Source organism: Micromonospora sp. WMMA1976, assembly GCF_027497335.1.
Classification (GTDB): domain Bacteria; phylum Actinomycetota; class Actinomycetes; order Mycobacteriales; family Micromonosporaceae; genus Micromonospora; species Micromonospora aurantiaca.
In genome coordinates this window covers 5,358,514-5,380,102 of sequence record NZ_CP114912.1, presented here as the reverse complement: position 1 = coordinate 5,380,102, position 21,589 = coordinate 5,358,514, and the positions used below count along the sequence as shown (strand labels likewise).

Annotated in this window: 20 protein-coding genes; 14 read left to right on the top strand and 6 right to left on the bottom strand. The window is 71.2% G+C overall.

Annotated features, from left to right (window positions below):
- Window positions 1-101 precede the first annotated feature (101 nt).
- The 7 genes from O7546_RS24690 to O7546_RS24660 all read left to right on the top strand — a co-directional run bounded on the left by O7546_RS24690 (window position 102) and on the right by O7546_RS24660 (window position 8,454).
- Window positions 102-1,352, top strand: a complete 1,251-nt coding sequence (locus tag O7546_RS24690) for an ATP-binding protein (protein ID WP_194801534.1) — start codon at window positions 102-104, stop codon at window positions 1,350-1,352.
- Between the two features lies 1 nt (window position 1,353).
- The gene (locus O7546_RS24685) at window positions 1,354-2,031 is read left to right on the top strand and encodes a response regulator transcription factor (RefSeq protein ID WP_030501521.1); all 678 of its coding nucleotides are present in this window, start codon (window positions 1,354-1,356) and stop codon (window positions 2,029-2,031) included.
- Between the two features lie 584 nt (window positions 2,032-2,615).
- A complete protein-coding gene (locus O7546_RS24680; RefSeq protein ID WP_281600089.1) occupies window positions 2,616-4,259 on the top strand; it encodes an ABC transporter substrate-binding protein in 1,644 nt (547 codons plus the stop codon).
- A 146-nt stretch (window positions 4,260-4,405) separates the two neighbouring features.
- A complete protein-coding gene (locus O7546_RS24675; RefSeq protein ID WP_194801359.1) occupies window positions 4,406-5,332 on the top strand; it encodes an ABC transporter permease in 927 nt (308 codons plus the stop codon).
- 75 nt (window positions 5,333-5,407) lie between these two features.
- Window positions 5,408-6,391 (top strand): ABC transporter permease, encoded by a 984-nt coding sequence (locus O7546_RS24670; protein WP_269697640.1) that lies wholly within the window; start codon window positions 5,408-5,410, stop codon window positions 6,389-6,391.
- 25 nt (window positions 6,392-6,416) lie between these two features.
- Window positions 6,417-7,445: an ABC transporter ATP-binding protein gene (locus O7546_RS24665; protein ID WP_194801533.1), complete on the top strand. Its 1,029-nt coding sequence runs from the start codon at window positions 6,417-6,419 to the stop codon at window positions 7,443-7,445.
- A complete protein-coding gene (locus tag O7546_RS24660; RefSeq protein ID WP_194801357.1) occupies window positions 7,438-8,454 on the top strand; it encodes a dipeptide ABC transporter ATP-binding protein in 1,017 nt (338 codons plus the stop codon). The genes O7546_RS24665 and O7546_RS24660 overlap by 8 nt, the downstream gene beginning before the upstream one ends.
- Before the next feature lie 73 nt (window positions 8,455-8,527).
- On the opposite strand, the gene O7546_RS24655 is transcribed toward O7546_RS24660, so the two are convergent.
- The gene (locus O7546_RS24655; protein ID WP_194801356.1) at window positions 8,528-8,875 is read right to left on the bottom strand and encodes a chorismate mutase; all 348 of its coding nucleotides are present in this window, start codon (window positions 8,873-8,875) and stop codon (window positions 8,528-8,530) included.
- Window positions 8,876-9,152: 277 nt separating this feature from the next.
- On the opposite strand from O7546_RS24655, the gene pcrA reads away from it, so the two are divergent.
- The 3 genes from pcrA (at window position 9,153) to O7546_RS24640 (ending at window position 13,618) form a co-directional block, all read left to right on the top strand.
- Window positions 9,153-11,546, top strand: coding sequence for a DNA helicase PcrA (pcrA, locus tag O7546_RS24650; protein WP_194801355.1), 2,394 nt, complete (start codon window positions 9,153-9,155; stop codon window positions 11,544-11,546).
- Between the two features lie 105 nt (window positions 11,547-11,651).
- A complete protein-coding gene (locus O7546_RS24645) occupies window positions 11,652-12,182 on the top strand; it encodes a SigE family RNA polymerase sigma factor (protein WP_269697639.1) in 531 nt (176 codons plus the stop codon).
- On the top strand, window positions 12,179-13,618 hold the full coding sequence (locus O7546_RS24640) for a hypothetical protein (RefSeq protein ID WP_194801353.1): 1,440 nt from the start codon (window positions 12,179-12,181) through the stop codon (window positions 13,616-13,618). Before O7546_RS24645 ends, O7546_RS24640 begins: the two co-directional genes overlap by 4 nt.
- A gap of 58 nt (window positions 13,619-13,676) precedes the next feature.
- On the opposite strand, the gene O7546_RS24635 is transcribed toward O7546_RS24640, so the two are convergent.
- Window positions 13,677-14,450, bottom strand: a complete 774-nt coding sequence (locus O7546_RS24635; protein ID WP_281600088.1) for a M23 family metallopeptidase — start codon at window positions 14,448-14,450, stop codon at window positions 13,677-13,679.
- Between the two features lie 251 nt (window positions 14,451-14,701).
- Window positions 14,702-15,412, bottom strand: a complete 711-nt coding sequence (locus tag O7546_RS24630; protein ID WP_281600087.1) for a M23 family metallopeptidase — start codon at window positions 15,410-15,412, stop codon at window positions 14,702-14,704.
- Window positions 15,413-15,814: 402 nt separating this feature from the next.
- Here O7546_RS24630 and O7546_RS24625 point away from each other — a divergent pair, with 402 nt between their 5' ends.
- The 3 genes from O7546_RS24625 to sucD all read left to right on the top strand — a co-directional run bounded on the left by O7546_RS24625 (window position 15,815) and on the right by sucD (window position 18,741).
- Entirely contained in the window at window positions 15,815-16,219 is a 405-nt protein-coding gene (locus O7546_RS24625; RefSeq protein WP_013288515.1) for a cobalamin B12-binding domain-containing protein, read from the top strand.
- Window positions 16,220-16,672: 453 nt separating this feature from the next.
- Window positions 16,673-17,851 carry an ADP-forming succinate--CoA ligase subunit beta gene (gene sucC, locus O7546_RS24620; RefSeq protein WP_013288514.1) on the top strand — a complete coding sequence of 393 codons (1,179 nt, stop codon included), beginning with the start codon at window positions 16,673-16,675 and terminating at the stop codon, window positions 17,849-17,851.
- A 2-nt stretch (window positions 17,852-17,853) separates the two neighbouring features.
- Window positions 17,854-18,741 (top strand): succinate--CoA ligase subunit alpha, encoded by an 888-nt coding sequence (sucD, locus tag O7546_RS24615; protein ID WP_194801350.1) that lies wholly within the window; start codon window positions 17,854-17,856, stop codon window positions 18,739-18,741.
- A 56-nt stretch (window positions 18,742-18,797) separates the two neighbouring features.
- On the opposite strand, the gene O7546_RS24610 is transcribed toward sucD, so the two are convergent.
- Entirely contained in the window at window positions 18,798-19,067 is a 270-nt protein-coding gene (locus tag O7546_RS24610) for a DUF4190 domain-containing protein (protein ID WP_135241993.1), read from the bottom strand.
- A 159-nt stretch (window positions 19,068-19,226) separates the two neighbouring features.
- Here O7546_RS24610 and O7546_RS24605 point away from each other — a divergent pair, with 159 nt between their 5' ends.
- On the top strand, window positions 19,227-20,513 hold the full coding sequence (locus O7546_RS24605) for a DUF6350 family protein (protein ID WP_194801349.1): 1,287 nt from the start codon (window positions 19,227-19,229) through the stop codon (window positions 20,511-20,513).
- 73 nt (window positions 20,514-20,586) lie between these two features.
- Here O7546_RS24605 and O7546_RS24600 read toward each other — a convergent pair whose 3' ends face one another.
- Window positions 20,587-21,123 carry a hypothetical protein gene (locus O7546_RS24600; protein WP_281600086.1) on the bottom strand — a complete coding sequence of 179 codons (537 nt, stop codon included), beginning with the start codon at window positions 21,121-21,123 and terminating at the stop codon, window positions 20,587-20,589.
- A gap of 35 nt (window positions 21,124-21,158) precedes the next feature.
- A complete protein-coding gene (locus O7546_RS24595) occupies window positions 21,159-21,452 on the bottom strand; it encodes a CD225/dispanin family protein (RefSeq protein ID WP_194801347.1) in 294 nt (97 codons plus the stop codon).
- Window positions 21,453-21,589: the final 137 nt, after the last annotated feature.

Below are 21,589 nucleotides of genomic sequence, written 5' to 3'. Positions count from 1 at the left end.
TGAAACTCCGGGGCGTCCCCGTGGTCCGCGGCCTCGCAACCGTGTGACGATCTGAGCGTCGGCGCGCCGCCGGCACATCCGCCTCGACCTGGGAGCCTCCGATCAGCAGCACCCCCGCCCCGCACGCCCCGCGCCTCTACCGGGCCACCGAGCACCGGCTGGCCGCCGGCGTGGCCGCGGGCATCGCCGAGCACCTGGGCATCCCGGTGCTGCGGGTACGCGTGGCGTTCATGGTGCTGCTCGGGCTGAGCGGGCTCGGGCTGCTGCTCTACGCCGCCTTCTGGGCAGTGGTCCCGCCCCGCCCCGGCGACACCGCCGTCCCGCCCCGCCGTGACCCGGCCCAGCTGCTGCCGTTCGTGGTGATCGGGCTCGGCGTGCTGCTGCTCCAGGTGGTGGCGTTCAACTCGGTGGGCGCGGCCGGCACCGCCGGCTGGCTGGTGGCGATCATCGCGGTCGGCGCGGGCGTCATCTGGCACCAGGCCGCCCCGGAGCGCCGCCGGCAGTGGGGCGACTCGGCGGTGCCCTGGCTGGGCGCGGTGGTGGAGGAGAGCGACAGGCGCGCGTTCGTGCTGCGCTTCATCGGCGGCGGCGTGCTCGTCGCGGTCGGCATCATCGGCGTGGCCGCCGTCTACTCGCCGGCGCAGAACTTCGACGCGGTGCTCAACGGCGTGATCTTCGCGCTGGTCGGGCTGGCCGGCGTGGGTGTGGTCACCGGTCCGGTGCTCTGGCGCACCTGGAACCAGCTCCGCTCCGAGCGGGAGGGCCGCATCCGGGAGCAGGAGCGCGCCGAACTGGCCGCGATGGTGCACGACCAGGTGCTGCACACGCTGGCCCTGATCCAGCGCAACGCCAGCGACGTCAAGACGGTGCAGCGGCTGGCCCGCGGTCAGGAGCGCTCGCTGCGCAACTGGCTCTACAAACCGACCGCGTCGCCCACCGAGCGCTTCGCGGCCGCGCTGGAGCAGGCCGCCGCCGAGGTGGAGGACACGTTCGCCATCACCGTCGAGGTGGTGGTGGTCGGCGACCGGGAGACCGACGAGAAGGTGGGCGCGATCGTGGCCGCCGCCCGGGAGGCCCTGGTCAACGCGGCCCGGCACGCCGGCGTGCAGACCGTCTCGCTGTACGCCGAGGTGGAGCCGGAGCAGGTGAGCGTGTTCGTCCGGGACCGGGGCAAGGGCTTCGACCCGGATACGGTGGAGAATCACCGGCACGGCGTCCGGGGCTCGATCATCGGACGGATGAAGCGGCACGGCGGCCGGGCGGAGATCCGGTCCGAGCCGGGTGAAGGGACCGAGGTCCGGCTGATCCTGCCGATCAGCGGCTCCGGCTCCACGGCGGAAAGGGACAAGTGACATGTCCGAGCAGGAACCGGTCGAGGGTACGGCTCCGCGCGGGCCGCTGCGGGTGTTCCTCGTCGACGACCACGCGATGTTCCGGGCCGGCGTCCGCGCCGAGCTGGGGGCGCGGGTGGAGGTGGTCGGCGAGGCCAGCTCGGTGGCCGAGGCGGTGACCCGGATCGCGGCCACCGCGCCGGACGTGGTGCTGCTCGACGTGCACATGCCCGACGGCGGCGGCCGCGCGGTGCTGGAGGCGATGCGGCGTACCCACCCGCAGGTGCGGTTCCTGGCGCTGAGCGTCTCCGACGCCGCCGAGGACGTGATCGGCCTGATCCGCGCCGGCGCGCGGGGGTACGTCACGAAGACGATCTCGCCGGAGGAGCTGACCGACGCGATCCGGCGGGTGGCCGACGGCGACGCCGTGTTCAGCCCGCGGCTGGCCGGGTTCGTGCTCGACGCGTTCGCCTCCCGGCCGGACGCGCCGGTGGCCGATCCCGAGCTGGACCAGCTCACCAACCGCGAGCGCGAGGTGCTGCGGCTGCTCGCCCGGGGCTACGCGTACAAGGAGATCGCCAAGGAGCTGTACATCTCGATCAAGACGGTCGAGACGCACGTCTCCAACGTGTTGCGCAAGCTCCAGATGTCGAACCGGTACGAGCTGTCCCGCTGGGCCGCCGACCGCCGGCTGGTCTAGGAATCCCGCGTCCGCCGGGGGCGGGGCCTCGGCGGCCTCGTACCCCTGGGTGACGCTGTCGCCCGCTCAGTCGGCGTGGCATCATCCGGACGGACAGAAAACGCGACAGTCGCCTGCCCGTGGGAGGCGCCGAGACCGGCGCGGTGAACGTCACAACCTCCCTGGCGCAGGGATGCTTGTCGACCCTTCTATGCCCGTCTTGCCTGTTCAGGGCCCTATCGTCCGTGCGCTTTGTGATCTTTTCTCAAGTATCGGCAACGTGGCGACCAACTAACGGCTTGATAACGGCACCTTCACGGAAAGGGCCGGTTGGTGTCACAGTGGCAGCACCTCACCCCCCGGTGTGAGGCACCTCGTCGGGCCCGTCGACCACGTGACGCCGTCTTTCGCGCCGCTGCGTGGCCGCCGACCCTGCGCGGTGCCTCGTCCAGGGTGTGGCGCCCGGCGGATCGGTACCCCTGGGGTGTCCCGAATTCCTCTGCGGTAAACCGGTGTCCTGCGGTTCGGGTCGCCGGTGGTGTCACCCCCAAAGACGTGCGTGAAACTCACGACGGAACCAGGTTAGAAAGAGGAGGCCCCTCGGAATGAGAGTCTCGAAGCGGGCGAGCGGCGCGCTCGCGGTGGGCGCGGCATTCGCGCTCGTCGCGTCCGGCTGCTCCAGCGGGAACAACGACGGTGGCGACGCCGGCGCCAGCAAGGACGGCGCGATCGTCATCGACGGCACCCAGCCGGAGAACCCCCTGGTTCCGGCGAACACCACCGAGACCGGTGGCGGCAAGGTCGTCGACTGGCTGTGGAGCGGCCTGGTCGAGTACCCCAACAACGGTGGGGCGCCGCAGAACCTGCTCGCCGAGTCGATCGACACGAGCGACTCGAAGGTCTTCAAGATCAAGATCAAGCAGAACACCAAGTTCCACGACGGCACCACCGTCAAGGCCGAGAGCTTCGTCAAGGCCTGGAACTGGGCTGCGTACGGCCCGAACGGCGCGCAGAACGCCTCCTTCTTCTCCGACATCCAGGGCTTCGACGAGGTCTTCACCGAGGACCCGGACGGCCCGGACGGCCCGCAGAAGGCCCCGGAGCCGAAGGCCAAGGAGATGTCCGGCCTGAAGGTCGTCGACGACTGGAACTTCGAGGTCACGCTCTCCGCGCCGACCGCCGTGTTCCCGACCAAGCTGGGCTACAGCGCCTTCATGCCGCTGCCGGACGCGTTCTTCTCGTCCACCCCGGCCGACTTCGGCAAGAAGCCGATCGGTAACGGCCCGGTGAGCCTCGTCTCCTGGCAGGACGACGTCGAGATCAAGCTGACCCGCTTCGACGACTACAGCCTGCGCGACAAGATGAAGATCAAGGACGTCACCGTCAAGATCTACCAGGACGACACGGCGGCGTACAACGACCTGCTCGCCGGCAACCTGGACTTCCAGCAGCAGGTTCCGGTCTCCGCGCTGGCCGGTGAGAAGTGGAAGACCGACCTGGGCGACCGGGCCATGGCCTCGACCACCCCGTCGACCGGCATCATCGCCTTCCCGATCTACGACAAGCGCTTCCAGAACCCGAAGCTGCGCAAGGCGATCTCGCTGTCCATCGACCGGCAGTCGATCACCGACAAGATCTTCTTCGGTAACCGCAAGCCGGCCGACAGCTGGGCCAACCCGCTGACCCCGGGCGCCGAGCCGGGCAACTGCACCGCCTGCAAGTTCGACGTGGCCCAGGCCAAGCAGCTCCTCCAGGAGGCCGGTGGCTTCCAGGGCAAGCTGACCCTGTCGTACAACGCGGACGCCAGCCACAAGGAGTGGATGGAGGCCGTCGCGCAGCAGATCAAGACCAACCTGAACATCGACGCGGTTGCCGTCGGCGTGCCGACCTTCGCGGTCTTCCGCGCCAACATCAACGCCTACAAGATGACCGGTGCCTACCGGGCCGGTTGGCAGCAGGACTACCCGGACGTCGAGAACTGGATCAACCCGCTCTACGTCACCGGTGGTTCCTCGAACGACGGCAAGTACAGCAACCCGCAGGTGGACGCCCTCGCCAAGGAGGCCTCCGCGGCCCCCAGCCTCGAGGAGGCCCACAAGAAGTTCGCTGATGCCGTCAAGCTGATCGACCAGGACGTCCCCTCCATGCCGATCTACTTCGGTGGCCAGCAGTCCGGCCACTCGGAGAAGATCAAGAAGCTGGAGCTGTCCAACGTCGGTGAGCTCGACATCACCTCGGTCGAGCTCTGATCCGAACGGTCTGACCCCGGGTCGGGCTCGCCTACCGGTGAGCCCGACCCGGGGCCGTTCCGCGAGGGGGTGTACAACGAACCCCTCGCAACGTTGTCGCCGCCGCGCCGGCCCGCCCCGGCGCTCCCTGTCTGGAGGACCACCCCATGGGCCGTTATCTCTTGAGACGGCTGCTGCAACTCGTGCCGGTGTTCATCGGTACGACGTTCCTGATCTACTGGCTCGTCTGGTCCGTGCCCGGTGACCCCTTCGCCGGTAAGTGCGGCGACCGCGGTTGCCCGCCCAACTACCGGGCCATGATGACCGAGAAGTACAACCTCGACGAGTCGATCTGGGTGCAGTACGCGAGCTACATGAAGAACCTCGTGCAGGGGGACTTCGGGATCACGTTCGGCGGTCGCGAGATCAGCGACATCATCGCCACGTCGTACCCGAACACCCTGAAGCTGGCGGTGGTAGCCCTCGCCATCGAGGCCGTGATCGGTCTCGGCGCGGGCATTCTCACCGGCCTGCGGCGCAACGGCTTCCTGGACAACCTGGTCCTGGTCTCCACCCTCTTCCTGATCGCCCTGCCCGTCTTCGTCATCGGCTTCGTGCTGCAGTGGCTGCTCGGTGTGAAGTGGGGCATCATCAACCCGACCGTGTCCAACGAGATGCGGTTCAGTGAACTGATCGTGCCGGGCTTCGTGCTCGGAAGCGCATCGATGGCGTACATCGCCCGGGTGGCGCGTACGAGCATCGCCGAGAACCGGCGTGCCGACTACGTGCGTACCGCGATCGCCAAGGGCCTGCCCATGCGCCGCGTGGTCGGCGTGCACCTGCTGCGCAACTCGCTCATCCCGGTCGTCACCCTGCTCGGCACCGACCTCGGCGCCCTGATGGGCGGCGCGATCGTGACGGAGGGCATCTTCGGTATCAACGGCATCGGCCGCCAGGTGCTCCGCTCGATCGTGACGAAGGAGAGCGCTACCGTTGTCGGCATCGTGGTGGTGCTGGTGCTCGTCTATCTCATCATGAACCTGGTGGTCGACCTGCTCTACGCCGCCCTCGACCCGAGGATCCGCTATGAGTGACCGTCGCAGCGAACGATTCTTCCCAGCAGTCTGCGCGGGCAACCACGCCCGCGCCGAGCGCAGCGAGGTGCGGGCATGAGTGACCCGAGTACCGCGTCGATCGTGTCGACGCCGCCCGCGACCATGCCCACCGAGGCCGGTTCGGGCGCTCCCACAAACGCCGGCCTGCCGGAGAGCGCGAAGCAGCAGAAGCCCCGTGGCCTGCTCGGCGACGCCTGGATCGACCTGCGCCGCAAGCCGCTGTTCTGGATCTCGGCGACCTTCATCGTGCTGTTCCTCGTGATGGCGGCCTTCCCGTTCCTGTTCACCTCCGGCGACGCCGTGAACGGCACGCTGGAGCGCAGCCGGGTCGAGCCCTCGTCCTCCGCCTGGTTCGGTTACGACGTGCAGGGCCGTGACGTCTACGCCCGGGTCATCTACGGCGCCCGTGCCTCGATCGTGGTCGCGGTGGTCTCCACCGTCCTGACGCTTCTCGTCGGTGGCGCGATGGGCATCATCGCCGGCTACCGCGGCGGCTGGGTGGACGCGCTGCTGTCCCGCGTGGCGGACATCTTCTTCGGCCTGCCGTTCGTGCTCGGCTCGATCGTCATCCTGACCACGTTCAACGGGTCCGGCAGCGACAACGGCGAGTGGACGATCATGGGCCTGGTCATCCTGTCCCTGAGCGTGCTGAGCTGGCCGGTCGTGATGCGGCTGATGCGCTCCTCGGTGCTCGCCACCAAGGAGGCCGACTACATCGTCGCGGCCCGCGCGCTCGGCGCCGGCACCGGCCGGATCATCCTCAAGCACCTGCTGCCGAACTGCCTGGCCCCGCTGCTGGTCTACGGCACGATCATGGTCGGCTCGTTCATCGGCGCCGAGGCCACGCTCTCGTTCCTGGGCATCGGCCTGAAGAGCCCGGTGGTCTCCTGGGGCATCATGATCAGCGAGGCGCAGAACTACATCCGGGTCTCGCCGTTCCTGCTGTTCTTCCCCTCCGCGTTCCTCGTCACCGCAGTGCTGAGCTTCGTCATGCTCGGCGAGGCGGTCCGCGAGGCCCTCGACCCGAAGCTCCGATAGGGGAACTGAGTTGTCCGACATTCTCGTGTCCGAGCAGTCCTCGCCGGGCGCCGACGGATCCGGCCGCCCCTCGGGCCGCCTGCTCGAGGTCGACGACCTTCGGGTGGAGTTCCGCACCCGGGACGGCGTCGCCAAGGTCATCAACGGAGTCACGTACCACGTCGACGCGGGGGAGACCCTCGCCGTGCTCGGCGAGTCCGGCTCCGGCAAGAGCGTCACCGCGCAGACCATCATGGGCATCCTGGACACCCCGCCCGGCTTCGTCACCGGCGGCAAGGTCCGCTTCCACGGCAAGGACATGCTCACCATGTCCCCCGAGCAGCGGCGGCGGATCCGTGGCGAGGGCATCGCCATGATCTTCCAGGACTCGCTCTCGGCCCTCAACCCGGTTTTCACTGTCGGCTTCCAGATCGCCGAGCAGTTCCGCATCCGGCGCGGCATGAGCCGCTCGGACGCCAAGAAGCGCGCGATCGAGATGCTCGACCAGGTGAAGATCCCCAACGCCAAGGGCCGGTTCAGCAACTACCCGCACCAGTTCTCCGGCGGTATGCGGCAGCGCGCCATGATCGCCATGTCGCTGGCGCTTGACCCCGAGGTGCTGATCGCCGACGAGCCGACCACCGCGCTGGACGTGACGGTGCAGGCCCAGATCATGGACCTGCTGGGCGAACTCCAGCGGGAACGGCAGATGGGCATGATCCTGATCACCCACGACCTCGGCGTGGTCGCCGACGTCGCGGACCGGATCGCGGTCATGTACGCCGGCCGGATCGTCGAGGAAGCCGACGTCTACGACCTGTACCGCAAGCCGGGACACCCGTACACGCTCGGCCTGCTCAACTCGATCCCGCGGATGGACGAGAAGGGGCAGGAGCTCCGCACCATCAAGGGCCTCCCGCCGAACCTGATGAACATCCCGACGGGCTGCGCGTTCAACCCGCGCTGCCCGATGGCGCAGCCGGTGTGCCGGGAGAAGGTCCCGCCGCTGCTGCAACTGGGCAACGGCCGGGCCAGCGCCTGCCACTTCGCCGAGGAACTGGTGAACCGTGACTGAACACATCATCGAGGTCCGCGACCTGGTCAAGCACTACCCCGTGACCCGGGGCGTGGTGTTCAAGAAGACCATCGGCCAGGTCAAGGCGGTCGACGGCGTCTCCTTCGACCTCAAGGCTGGCGAGACGCTCGGCGTGGTCGGCGAGTCGGGCTGCGGCAAGTCGACGCTCGCCCGCGTGCTGATGAACCTGGAGAAGCCGACCTCCGGTCAGGTGCTCTACAAGGGCCAGGACATCTCCAAGCTCTCCGGTGGCGCGCTGCGGCGGCTGCGCCGGCAGATCCAGCTGGTGATGCAGGACCCGTACACCTCGCTGAACCCCCGGATGACTGTGGGTGACCTGATCGGCGAGCCGTTCGAGATCCACCCCGAGGTGGCTCCGCGCGGCAGCCGGCGCGGCAAGGTCAAGGAGCTGCTCGACCTGGTCGGCCTCAACCCGGAGCACATCAACCGGTACCCGCACCAGTTCTCCGGCGGCCAGCGGCAGCGCATCGGCATCGCCCGGGCGCTGGCGCTGCGGCCCGAGGTGATCGTCTGCGACGAGCCGGTGTCGGCCCTGGACGTCTCGATCCAGGCCCAGGTGATGAACCTGCTGGAGAAGCTCCAGGCCGAGTTCGGGCTGTCGTACGTCTTCATCGCCCACGACCTGTCCGTGGTGCGGCACCTCTCCGACCGGGTCGCCGTGATGTACCTGGGCAAGATGGTGGAGATCGGCACCGAGGACGAGATCTACGAGCGGCCGACCCACCCGTACACCCAGGCGCTGCTGTCGGCGGTGCCGGTGCCGGACCCGACCGTGCGCGAGAGCAAGGCGATCATCCGGCTCCAGGGCGACGTGCCGTCGCCGGTAAGCCCGCCCTCGGGCTGCCGGTTCCGCACCCGGTGCTGGAAGGCGCAGGACGTCTGCGCCCAGGAGGTGCCGCTGCTCCAGATCCGGTCGGGCTCGGACCACCCGAGCGCCTGCCACTTCGCGGAGAAGCGGGAGATCGTCGTCACCCACGAGGTGGCCTGATCCGTTCCGGACCGCCTGCCGGCGTCAGCTCGACGCCGGCAGGCGGTTCGTCGTATCCGGGGACGTCACCGCGTCACAGCGGGCCGCGACCGGCGCGCAGCAGCAGGAGCGCGAGCTGCGTGCCGTCGGCGCCGAGCTCGGCGCGGAACCGTTCCAGGATCTCCCGCTCGCGGGAGAGCACCAGCCGGGTGCCGCCGGAGGCCATCCGGGTCGCGCCGACCTCCTGGGAGAGCGCGGCCCGCTCCTGCCAGAGCGCGATGAGGGTGCGGTCGATCTCGTCGATGCGCCGCCGGATCTCACCGATCCGCTCCGCCGCCGCCGCGTCGTCGGTGCCGGTCCGGGCCGCCGCGGCACCGGTCGGGTCGCCGCCGGCCGGCCGGCCGTCGCGCGCCAGGCTGCCGTCCACCACGTCAGTCATCATCGTCGTCCCTCTCGGGGCTCGGGCCCGGTACCCGGATCCCGGAACGAAAACGCCCCGGGCTCTGGGGAGCCCGGGGCGGTTCGTAGGTCTGTGATCAGGCGCGACCCACGGCTGCCGGACTCCCGGTGCCGTAGTAAAAGTAGGAGCGCTGATCGAACACGTCGTCGAGTATGCCGACCACCTGGGCGGGCGCGCAAGAAGACGCACCAACAGGTGAGACGTCGAGCGGTGGCGCGGGCGGGGAAGTGTCCGCCCGGCGGCATAGACTCGGGCTGCGATGCATCCTCTCTTCGACATTCCCACATCCCCGCCCGCGCCGGAGTCCCGGCCCACCCCGGCCCGCCGCTCCGCGGGCGCCGGGTCGGACCCGCAGGCCCTCCTCGACGGCCTGAACGGCCCCCAGCGGGACGCGGTGACCCACGCCGGCTCCCCGCTGCTGATCGTGGCCGGTGCCGGCTCCGGCAAGACCCGGGTGCTGACCAACCGGATCGCCTACCTGCTCGCCGCCCGCGACGTGCACCCCGGCGAGATCATCGCGATCACGTTCACCAACAAGGCCGCCGGCGAGATGAAGGAGCGGGTGGCCGCGCTGGTCGGCCCGCGCGCCCGGCTCATGTGGGTCTCCACGTTCCACTCCGCCTGCGTACGCATCCTGCGGGCCGAGCACGAGCACGCCGGCCTTAAGTCGACGTTCTCGATCTACGACGCGGACGACTCGCGCCGGTTGATGCAGATGGTCGCCCGCGAGCTGGACCTGGACCCGAAGCGCTACCCGGCCCGGGGCCTTGCCGCCCAGGTGTCGAACCTGAAGAACGAGCTGGTCGACCCGGAGGAGTTCGCCGGCCGCGCCAAGGGGCCGAACGAGCGCGCGCTGGCCGAGGCGTACACGCTCTACCAGCGGCGGCTGCGCGAGGCGCACGCGCTGGACTTCGACGACCTGATCATGACGACGGTGCACCTGCTCCAGTCGCACCCGCACGTGGCGGAGAGCTACCGGCGCCGGTTCCGGCACGTGCTCGTCGACGAATACCAGGACACCAACCACGCCCAGTACGTGCTGATCAAGGAGCTGGTCTCCGGCACCGAGGGGATCCCGCCGGCCGAGCTGTGCGTGGTCGGTGACGCCGACCAGTCGATCTACGCGTTCCGTGGCGCGACCATCCGCAACATCCTGGAGTTCGAGCGGGACTTCACCGACGCCCGCACGATCCTGCTGGAGCAGAACTACCGCTCGACCCAGACCATCCTCAACGCGGCAAACGCGGTGATCGACCGCAACACCTCGCGCAAGCCGAAGCGGCTGTGGAGCGACGCCGGGTCCGGCGAGCAGATCGTCGGGTACGTCGCCGACACCGAGCACGCCGAGGCCGACTGGGTGGCCCGGGAGATCGACCGGCTGGTCGACGACGGCGAGACCCGCCCGGGTGACGTGGCGGTGTTCTACCGCACAAACGCCATGTCCCGCGTGTTCGAGGAGGTGTTCATCCGGGTCGGCCTGCCCTACAAGGTGGTCGGCGGGGTGCGCTTCTACGAGCGCAAGGAGGTCCGCGACGCGCTCGCGTACCTGCGCGCGGTGGTGAACGACGACGACACGGTGAGCCTGCGCCGGGTCCTCAACACCCCGCGCCGGGGGATCGGCGAGCGGGCCGAGGCGTGCGTGGAGGCGCTGAGTGCCCGGGACCGCATCTCCTTCGGCGCCGCGCTGCGCCGGGCCAAGGACGCGCCGGGCATCTCGACCCGGGCGGCGAACGGCATCGCCGAGTTCGTCGCGCTGCTCGACGCGGCGCGGGAGCTGGCCGACACCGGCACCCCGGAGGAGGTGCTGGAGGCGGTGCTGACCCGCTCGGGCTACCTCGCCGAGCTGGAGGAGAGCCTCGACCCGCAGGACGCCGGCCGGGTGGACAACCTCCAGGAACTGGTGAGCGTCGCCCGGGAGTACACCGAGCGGATCGAGGCGCTCGGCGCCGACGACGAGCGGGCCACGCTGGCCGGATTCCTGGAGCAGGTGGCGCTGGTCGCCGACGCCGACCAGATCCCCTCCGACGACCCGGACCACCAAGGCGTGGTCACCCTGATGACGCTGCACACCGCCAAGGGCCTGGAGTTCCCGGTGGTCTTCCTGACCGGCCTGGAGGACGGCGTCTTCCCGCACCTGCGCTCGCTCGGCGACACCCGCGAGCTGGAGGAGGAGCGGCGGCTGGCGTACGTGGGCATCACCCGGGCCCGCCAGCGCCTCTACCTGTCCCGCGCGGTGACCCGGTCCGCCTGGGGCGCGCCCGCCTACAACCCGCCGTCGCGGTTCCTGGAGGAGCTGCCGCCGGAGCTGGTCCGCTGGGAGCGCACCGAAGGGTCGTACACCTCGTGGGGTGGCGGGGGCGGTGGTGTCGGTGGCCGGGCGGACCGGCTGGGCCGCGGCGGCTTCGCCGGCGGCACGCCCAAGGCGACCGAGCTGGCGAAGCGGCTGGGCGTGGACGCCAGCCGCCTGGCCACCGCGAGCGAGCTGAAGCAGGCCCCGAAGGTCTCGGCCGGGGACCGGGTCAACCACCAGCGGTACGGCCTGGGCCGGGTGCTGGCGGTGGAGGGTGCCGGGCCTGGTGCCCGGGTCCAGATCGACTTCGGCGACCAGACCATGTGGCTGGTGCTGCGGCACGCCCCGATCGACAAGCTCTGAGCACCGGGCGGTCATAACCAGGCGACACTCAACCCCCGGCGGCACCGGTCGCGTCTTCCTCTGCATCCGCTCGTGGACGCGAGACGGATGCGACCTGGAGGTGGCGTGAGCCGCGACGAGGACGACGAGCAGTTCCGGCTGTTCGTCCAACGACAGTGGGCAAGGCTGCTCCGCACGGCCTACCTGCTGACCGGCGACCGGGGGACGGCCGAGGACCTGGTGCAGTCGGCGCTGGAGAAGACCCATCGGCGCTGGGGGAGGGTGCTGCGCCGGGACGCGCCCGAGGTCTACGTACGCCGGGCGATGGTCAACACGGCCATCTCCTGGCGGCGCCGGCGGCGGCCGCTGGAGGTGCCGCTGCTGACCTCCGACAACGCGCCGGTGCCTGACGCGTACGCGCAGGTGGAGCAGCGGCGACTGCTGCTCACCGCGCTGCGCCGGTTACCGCCCAGAACCCAGGCCGTTCTGGTGCTGCGCTACTTCGAGGATCTCAGCGAGGCGGACACCGCCCGGGTCCTCGGCTGCTCCGTCGGCTCGGTGAAGAGCCAGGCGTCGCGCGGGCTGGCCCGGCTGCGGGCCGAGTTCGCCGCACCCGCCCCCGCGTCCCCGGTACGGCTTCAGGAGGATCCGGCATGACCGAGAGCTTCGTCCGTTCGACGCTCGGTCCCGCGCTGCGGCAGGCCGCGCACGGTGTCGGCGTACCCGATGATCCGTGGCCGGGGTTCGCCAGGCGCGAGCGACGGCACCGGCGCAACCGGCTGATCCGGGCGGCGGTGGCGGCGGTCGTGGCCGCGCTCGTCGGGGTCCAGGCGAACCTGGTGCCCCTCCCGGGCTGGGCGCCCGGCATCGCTGTCGCCGCCGCCCCGGCGGCGCTGCTGGACGCGCCGCCCCGGGGCGCGCTGGCCGGCGATCGGGCCTGGCTGGACGCGCTACGGGAGCGGATCAGCGCCGATCCGGCGATGGGCACCCCCACCGTACTGGGTGGCTCGAAGCCGGACGGCTTCTGGAAGGTCGGCGATCGCGACCGGATCCGTCTGCTCTACGGCAGTGACCGGCCGGGCCGCCGGGTCGCGCTGGTGGCGGTGCCGCTGCGGTTCGGCCTGCTCACCAAGGCGGCGCTGGTCTGGTACGTGGGCCCGGCCGGGGCCGGCGCCGGGCAGATGCGCTACGCCGGTCACAGCGAGGGCGTCGACGACCCGGTCATGACTCTGATGCAGGCCGGTCCGGACGGGGGCGGATTCGCTGTCGTCGTCGGGCCCGTGGAGTCCGCTGTCACGATCAGTGGCGACCCTCGGTACACGCCGAGGGGAACGCTGGAGTACGAGGACATCGCCAGGGCGGACGGCAGCGGGGTCGGGTTCGCCGTCCTGCCTCCCGGGCCGCTGCGGCGCGAACCCGTCGTCCGGGTGAGCCGCGACAACAACGTGCTCTTCCAGGGCGGCCTGGGCGGCGGCCCGTACGCCGGGATCGACCCGACCGCGCGGGAGATGGACGTCCTGCTCACCGCTGCCCGGCGGGGTGCCCGAGGCGCGCCGCTGGCCGACGCCGACCTGCGCGAAGTCGTCGGATGGGCACTCCTCGACAGTCGCCTGCCGGCGGCCGGGACGACGGTACGGGTGCGCTGGTCGGGCAGCGAGGGCGGCCGGCCCGCCGTGCTGCTCACCGTGCAGCCCGCGGGCGGCGGGGTGATCGCGTACGCCACGCACGGCGACCACCGCACCGGCTGGGGGACCGACCTGCGGCTGCTGCTGCCGGCCGAGGGCGCCGACCGGAGGCCGATCGGCTGGCGGATCCGGGCCGACGACGGCACCCGTCCGCCCACCGACCAGGTGCGGGTGATCGCCCCGCCGGACGCGGCCCGCGTCACGGTCACGGTCGGCGGTGAACCCCCGGCCACCGTCACGCTCGACGCGTCGAACGCCGGCACCACCCGGGTGCCGCCGGACCAGCCGGCCACGCTCACCGCGTACGCCACCGACGGCAGCGTCCTCGGCGCCACTCCGGTGCCGCCGGTCGAGGCGGACATGTCGGGCCTGCCCGGCGACAGCCCGGCCACCCGGGTGACCCCCTGACGAAATGGAGGCGTGGCCGAGCCGGAGACGGCTCGGCCACGCCGACGGATCGCCCGCGTCAGCAGGCCACGTCGATGCCCCGGGCACGCAGGAACGGCGCCGGATCGATCTGGTTCCACATCGTGCCCTGGTGCACCTCGAAGTGCAGGTGCGGGCCGGTGGAGTCGCCGGTGGAGCCCTCGTACCCGATGACCTGACCGGCCTTGACCGTGTCGCCCACGGCGACTGCGAGCCGGCTCTGGTGGGCGTAGTGGGTCAGGTAGCCGTTGTGGTGGTCGATGAAGACCGAGATGCCGTAGCCGTCGCCCACGTCACCGGCCTTGACCACGGTGCCCGCCGCGGCGGCGTGGATCGGCGTGCCGGCCGGCATGGCGAAGTCGATGCCGGCGTGCTGGGTGCCCCAGCGGGGCCCGTAGCAGGACGTGATGTCGGCGCCCTTCATCGGGACGACCCAGCTGGGCTTCTTCGCCACAGTCGTCTTCTTGGGCTTCGGCTTGGGCTTCGCGGTCGCCGTCTTCTTCGGCGCCGGGGTGGTCGTGCTCGCGCTCGGGCTCGGCGACGGGCTGGCCGGTACGGCGGACGGGGTGACCGGCTCACGGGCCGAGCGGTCGGCGCGGGCGGCGTCGTCGGCGCGGGCCGCCACGCCGAGGTCGACGGCGGCCGGGGTGGGGTCGGACGGGGCGGTGGTGACGACCACGCCACCGATGCCGAGGCCGAGCACTGCCACCGCGCCGGTGACCACGTAGACGGCGCGCCGGGCTCGGCGCGGGCGCCGGTGCCGGGCGGGAGCGTTGTCCGGGGTGGGGCTGCTGTGCTGCACGGAATCCTTCATCGGTTTCGAGGGGCACGTGACCTCGAAATACTGGTGTCGGTGCAGGTCGCAGCGGGTATGGGGGTGCGGAGGCGGTGGCGCGTGGCCGTCGCGGCACGTCCGGTTTTCCACCGGCCGGCCGGTTCGGCCGAAGAGACGATCTTCGGTGGTTGTGCTCCCGCTCACACTCGTCGGTGTGACGTGGCAGACATCGGCACAGACGAAACCGCCCGGACCGTGCGGTCCGGGCGGTTAAGAGGCGTTACGGAGCGTCAGGACGCGGCTGCGTCGCTGTAAAGCGCCTCGACTTCGAGCTGAATGTCCACTCCGCGATCCTTGAGGAACGCCACCGGGTCCTGCGGCTGGCCCTTGACATGGATCTCGAGGTGCAGGTGGGAGCCGTAGGAGTGGCCGGTGTTGCCGACCAGGCCGAGCTGGTCGCCGGCCTTCACCTCCTGGCCCTCCTTGACCGTCACCGCGGAGGAGTGGCCGTAGATGGCCTCGCTGCCGTCGGAGTGCTGGACGATGACGGCGTAGCCGTAGCCGCCGAACCAGCCGGCCTTGGTGACGGTGCCGGCGTGGACCGCCTTGTAGGGCGTGCCCTCCGGGGCGACCAGGTCGATGCCGGTGTGCAGCTTGCCCCAGCGCATGCCGTAGGGGGACTTGAAGTCGTAGCCGTGCAGCGGCAGGAGCCACGGGTCCTGCTCGGCGGCCTTGCGGTCGGAGCGGTCGGAACGGGAGGGGACGTCCGCGCTGTCGGCGCGGGCGGCGGCGTCCTGGCTGGCGACCGAGGCCTGCCGGAGCTCGTCCAGGACCGACGGGTTGACGCTCTTGGCGTCGGGAAGGGCGTTCGCGCCGATGGCGACGATGCCGGCGCCGACGAACGCGGTGGTGACCACCGCGGCGTAGCGGCTCCGCGGGGGGGTGGGTACGCGGCGGCGGCCGCGATAGCGATCGGGCTCAGACGACAGGCGCTGGCGCACGCACACCCTCCGTTGTCGGGGATCCGATGCGACTCCGGACCGTTCGGTGAAGCTCTGTCGAACCTCCGGTGTCGCGTCGTCACCCGTCCGTGGACCTGATGACAACCGTGGACACGTTAGCCAACAGCCACTCCTGTCACAAGCCGAAGCGCCGAAATGCCGATTCGTTATGTCCAATTCCATCCGGCCTTGTCATATCTCGTGCCGCCAGTCGGATGGCCCGTCGACTGCCCATTCGTCGCGGACAGTGACCGAACGGCGGAGGTGTCCGGCTTTCCGCGTACCCGGGTGGGCGGTAGGGGGGCGGCTCGTATGTGGGAAGGTCCGGCCCCGCTTCCCGCCTCCCGTCCGGCCGGGTTACCGTTCGTTCAGGTCAGGAGTGCCGGTGAAAGGTGTGCGCAGATGAGCTCTCGTATCCGGGTCGTCGTCGCGAAGCCCGGCCTGGACGGCCACGACCGGGGAGCGAAGGTGGTCGCCCGTGCCCTGCGTGACGCCGGCATGGAGGTCATCTACACCGGCCTGCACCAGACGCCCGAGCAGATCGTCGAGACCGCCATCCAGGAGGACGCGGACGCGGTCGGCCTGTCGGTGCTCTCCGGCGCGCACATGACGCTGTTCAAGCGCGTCGTCGAACTGCTCACCGAGCGCGACGCCACCGACATCGTGGTGTTCGGCGGCGGCATCATCCCCGAGGCCGACATCCCGGAGCTGGAGCGGCTCGGCGTCGCGAAGATCTTCACCCCGGGTGCCACCACCGGGTCGATCGTCGAGTGGGTACGGGAGAACGTCGCCCAGCCGGTCGGCTGACCCGCCGCGTCGTCGGCCGTCGCTGTCCGGCCGCCGCGTTCCCGGCTCCGGGCACGGGGGAGGGGCCGGACGCACCCCTCACACGCCCGGCCCCTCTATGCACGATGCCCCGCCGCCACCCCTCGACCGACAGGGCATCGGCCGCTCCCGTCGCCGCGCTTGACCAGCGCGCCGACATCACACTCAACGACGCCCCCGACGGGCGGTTACGCCCCGGTCCGGAGATCCCCCGGACGGCTGACGCCCGCGCCCGCCGGGGCGGCCGTGCCCGGCCCGGCCGGACGACGGCCTGTGCATTACCGCACACCCCGCACCCGCTCGGTTGCCGCCCGTTCCCATCTCGTTAGGCTGCGGCAAATGGCCTGTCTCATCTGATGACAGGCGTCAAACTGATTTTCCGAAGCTGGTGGCGGCGCGACGGCGCGCCGCGGAGACGGGACGGGACGCGCAATCGTGGACCTGTACGAGTACCAGGGGCGGGACCTGTTCGAGCGGCACGGCTTGCCCGTGCTCGCCGGCGGCGTCGCCACTACCCCGGAGGAGGCCCGCGCGATCGCCGAACGCCTCGGCGGCCGGGTGGTCGTCAAGGCGCAGGTGAAGGTCGGTGGCCGCGGCAAGGCCGGCGGCGTGAAGCTGGCCGAGGGCGCGGAGGAGACGGTGGCCCGGGCCACCGACATCCTCGGCATGGACATCAAGGGTCACACCGTCCACAAGGTCATGATCACCGTGACCGCGGACGTGGCCGAGGAGTACTACTTCTCGTACCTGCTCGACCGGGCGAACCGCACCTTCCTCTGCATCGCCAGCGTGGCCGGCGGTATGGACATCGAGCAGGTCGCGGCCGAGACCCCGGAGCGGGTCGTGAAGGCGCCGATCGACGCCAACACCGGCGTGGACGAGGCCAAGGCACGCGAGATCGTCACCGCGGCCGGCTTCCCGGCCGAGATCGCCGACCAGGTGGTCGAGGTCGCGGTCAAGCTGTGGCAGGCGTTCGTGGCCGAGGACGCCACGCTCGTCGAGGTGAACCCGCTGGCCACCACCAAGGACGGCAAGCTGCTGCTCCTGGACGCCAAGGTCACCCTCGACGAGAACGCCGGGTTCCGGCACCCGGACCACGAGGCCCTGGTCGACCAGGCGTCGGTGGACCCGCTGGAGCAGGCCGCGAAGGCCAAGGACCTCAACTACGTCAAGCTCGACGGCGAGGTCGGCATCATCGGCAACGGCGCGGGCCTGGTCATGTCCACGCTCGACGTGGTCGCGTACGCGGGCGAGCGGCACGGCGGTGTCAAGCCGGCCAACTTCCTCGACATCGGCGGCGGCGCGAGCGCCGAGGTGATGGCGAACGGGCTGGAGATCGTCCTGTCCGACCCGTCGGTCAAGAGCGTCTTCGTAAACGTCTTCGGCGGCATCACCGCCTGCGACGCGGTAGCCAACGGCATCGTGCAGGCGCTGGCACTGCTGGAGCAGCGCGGCGAGAAGGCCACCAAGCCGCTCGTCGTGCGCCTCGACGGCAACAACGCCGAGGCCGGCCGGGCGATCCTCGACGGCGCGGCCAACCCGCTGATCCAGCGGGTCGACACCATGGACGGCGCGGCCGAGCGGGCCGCCGAGCTGGCAGCTGCGGGGGTCTGACAATGGCTATCTGGCTGACCAAGGACTCCAAGGTCATCGTGCAGGGGATGACCGGTTCCGAGGGTTCCAAGCACACCCGGCGGATGCTCGCCGCCGGCACCAACGTGGTCGGCGGCGTGAACCCGCGCAAGGCCGGCACCACTGTCGACTTCGACGGCACCGAGCTGCCGGTCTTCGCGTCCGTCGCGGACGCGATGAAGTCCACCGGTGCCGACGTCACCGTCATCTTCGTGCCGCCGCAGTTCACCAAGGCCGCCGTGGTCGAGGCGATCGACGCCGGCATCGACCTGGCCGTGGTGATCACCGAGGGCGTGCCGGTGCACGACACCGCCGCGTTCTGGGCGTACAACAAGGCCAAGGGCGAGCGCACCCGGATCATCGGCCCGAACTGCCCGGGCATCGCCTCGCCGGGCGCGTCGAACGCCGGCATCATCCCGGCCGACATCACCGGCTCCGGCCGGATCGGTCTGGTCAGCAAGAGCGGCACGCTGACCTACCAGATGATGTACGAGCTGCGCGACATCGGCTTCTCCACCTGCGTCGGCATCGGCGGTGACCCGATCATCGGCACCACCCACATCGACGCCCTGGCCGCCTTCGAGGCGGACCCGGAGACCGACGCGATCGTCATGATCGGTGAGATCGGTGGCGACGCCGAGGAGCGGGCGGCCGAGTTCATCAAGGCCAACGTCACCAAGCCGGTGGTCGGCTACATCGCCGGCTTCACCGCCCCGCCCGGCAAGACCATGGGTCACGCCGGCGCGATCATCTCGGGCTCGGCGGGCACCGCCGACGCCAAGAAGGCGGCGCTGGAGGCGGTGGGCGTCAAGGTCGGCAAGACCCCGACCGAGACCGCCAACCTGATGCGGGAGCTCATGTCCGGCCGCTGAGCGGCCGAGCGACACGCCGAGAGGGCCGATCGGGCAACCGGTCGGCCCTCTCGCGTTCAGCGGTACCAGTACGGGTAGTACGAGTTGCCCCGGGCGCGCACGATGGCGCTGGCGACGATGTTGATCACACCGAAGGCGATGCCCAGCCAGCCCAGCAACTGCGACCTGCCGTTGCGCCGGGCGTCGCGGATCGACAGCGCGCCGAAGACGATGCCCAGGATGCCGCAGCAGAACAGGCCGAAGACGATGCCGAGGACGCCCCAGAGCGTGGTCCGGTCCCGGCCGACGGCCGGTGGCGGCGGGGGCGGCGGATACGGAGCGTGCACGGCTTCCTCCGAGCGGTCGGCACCGCGACGGGAACGGTCGCGTCTGAGGCCGAGGCTAGACCGGATCAGCACCGCCGGGGCCGGGGTTCGGCGAACTCGCCAGGCAACCGGCCCGGTATCGGACTGCCGTCCTTCCCGCGGCGTGCCAGAGTAGACACGATGTCACGCGTCACCCCTGACCAGCCCCGCCGTCCGGCCACCGGTCCCCCCGCCGGCGCCCGGCCGCCCGGCCGTGCCCGCCCGGCCGCGCGCGTGCCCGCGCCCCGATCGGGTACCGAGCCCCGCAGCCGGGCCCCGCTGCCGGTCGCCGCCGGGGTGGCCGCGCTCTGGGCGGCGCTGACCTCCTGGCTGCCGGTCTCCGCCGTGCTGGGCCTCGCCCAGCTCAGCGAGGACGCCGGATCGCTCGGCGGCGCGCTCCGCGCCGGCCTGGCCGGCTGGCTGCTCGGCCACGGGGTGCCGCTGCAGACCACCGCCGGTCCGCTCGGCCTGGCGCCGCTCGCGCTCAGCGCGCTCGCCGTCTGGCGGCTCACCCGCGCCGGGGTGCACGTCAGCCGGGCCGTCGGCGCGCGCGGCGCGGGCTCACCGCGCCAGGCGCTCACCGTCGCGGTCGCCGTCGGCATCGCGTACGCGCTGCTCGGCGCACTCGCCGCGTTCGCCGTCGACGCCGGCGGCCTGCGGGTCTCTCCGGTCACCGCCGCGCTCACGTTCGCCGCGTTCGGCGTGTCCGCCGCCCTGGTCGGCGCGCTGCGCACCACAGGTGTCTGGGCGGTGCTGGTCGAGCGCTGCCCACCGCCGGTGCGCGACGGTCTGCGTACCGGACTGGTGGCGGCGCTGCTGCTGTGCGGCGCGGGTGCCGGTGCGGCCGGGCTGGCGGTGGCCACCGGTGGCGGCGACGCGGCCGACATGATCGGGGCGTACCGGACCGGGGTGGCCGGTCAGGCAGGCATCACCCTGGTCAGCCTCGCCTACGCGCCGAACGCGACCGCCTGGTCGGCGAGCTATCTGCTCGGTCCCGGGTTCGCGGTCGGCACCGACACCGCCGTCCGTACGAGCGAGGTCTCCGTGGGTGCGCTGCCGGCCGTACCGCTGCTGGCCGGCCTGCCGCGGGGCCCGATGGACGGGCTGGGTGGCGCGCTGCTCGCAGTGCCGGTGCTGGCCGCGATGGCGGCCGGCTGGCTGCTGGCCCGGCGGCTGCTGCGCGCGGCGGCCGAGGAACGGGCCGAGGTGGGCTGGCCGGCGCTGCTGCTGCCGGCCGCGCTCGCCGGACCGGTCGCGGGCGCGCTGCTGGGGCTGTTCGCGGCGGCCTCCGGCGGGTCGCTCGGCGGTGGCCGGTTGGCCGAGGTCGGGCCGTCACCGTGGGCGGTGGCCGCGGTGGCCACGCTCGTGATCGGGGTGGGCGCGGTACTCGGCGCCGCCGCCACCCGCACGCTGACCCGCACCCGCTGACGCGCCGCCTCCGGGGCCCGGAGACGCGTCAGGGGCGCCCACCGGAAGGTGGACGCCCCTGGACGACTGACGATCAGGGCTGGGCGGGCAGGCTGACGTTTGCGACGATGCCCAGGATGATCAGGATGATGCCCAGGCCGGCGCCGATCGCGCCGCAGATCAGACCGGTCTTGGCCTGACCGTCGTTGTTGGCGAGCCCCTGCGCGGCCTTCTGGCGGCCCAGGTAGCCGGTGACCGCCGCCGCGATACCCAGCGGGATGCCGAGGTAGAAGCAGCAGACCATCGGGATCGAGGCGATACCGAGGATCATGGACACGAGGCCCAGCGTGTTGTTCGGGGCCTGGCCCGCCCCGGCCGGGTAGCCGGCACCCGGGTACTGCGGCGCGGCACCGTACGGCTGCTGCTGCGCGTACGGGTCCTGGCCGTAGGCGGGCTGACCCGAGGTGGGCTGGCCGTACGGCTGGCCCGAGGTGGGCTGCTGGCCGTACTGCGGCTGCTGCCCGTACTGCGGGGCCTGCGGCGGCTGGGCGTACGGGTCGTGCGGCTGAGCGTTCGGGTCCTGGTTCGGCTGCTGGCCGTACGGGTCCTGTCCGGGGTAACCGGGCTGCATGTCTGGGTGCTCCTCAGATCGGTTCGGGTTGTCCGTCAGTTTGTGCTGCTGCCGCCGACGAGACCAGCCAGGCCGCCGAAGAGGCAACACACCACGATGAGGCCGATCCAGACCAGGCCGACGATGAGGGCCCACTTGGACCACTTCTTGGACTCGGCCGCGGCGGCCTGCGCGCCGGCGTAGTCACCCTGCTGGATCAGCGGGTTGACCTTCGACGCGTTGATGATGGCCGGGATCGCGAGCGGCCAGAACAGGAAGATCGCGACGATGGACATCGTCATGTTGTTGTCGATCTGCTGCGGCTGCTGCGGGGGGTATCCGGGCTGCATGGAGGTACTCCTCGGTCCGACGGCACGCGGCGTGCCGGATTCTTCGTGGGGGTGCGGGCCGGGCGCGAGGCCGGACACCGGGCGACCGGCAGCGTACCGCGATCACGCCACCCGGGAGGTCAACCGATGAGCCGCCG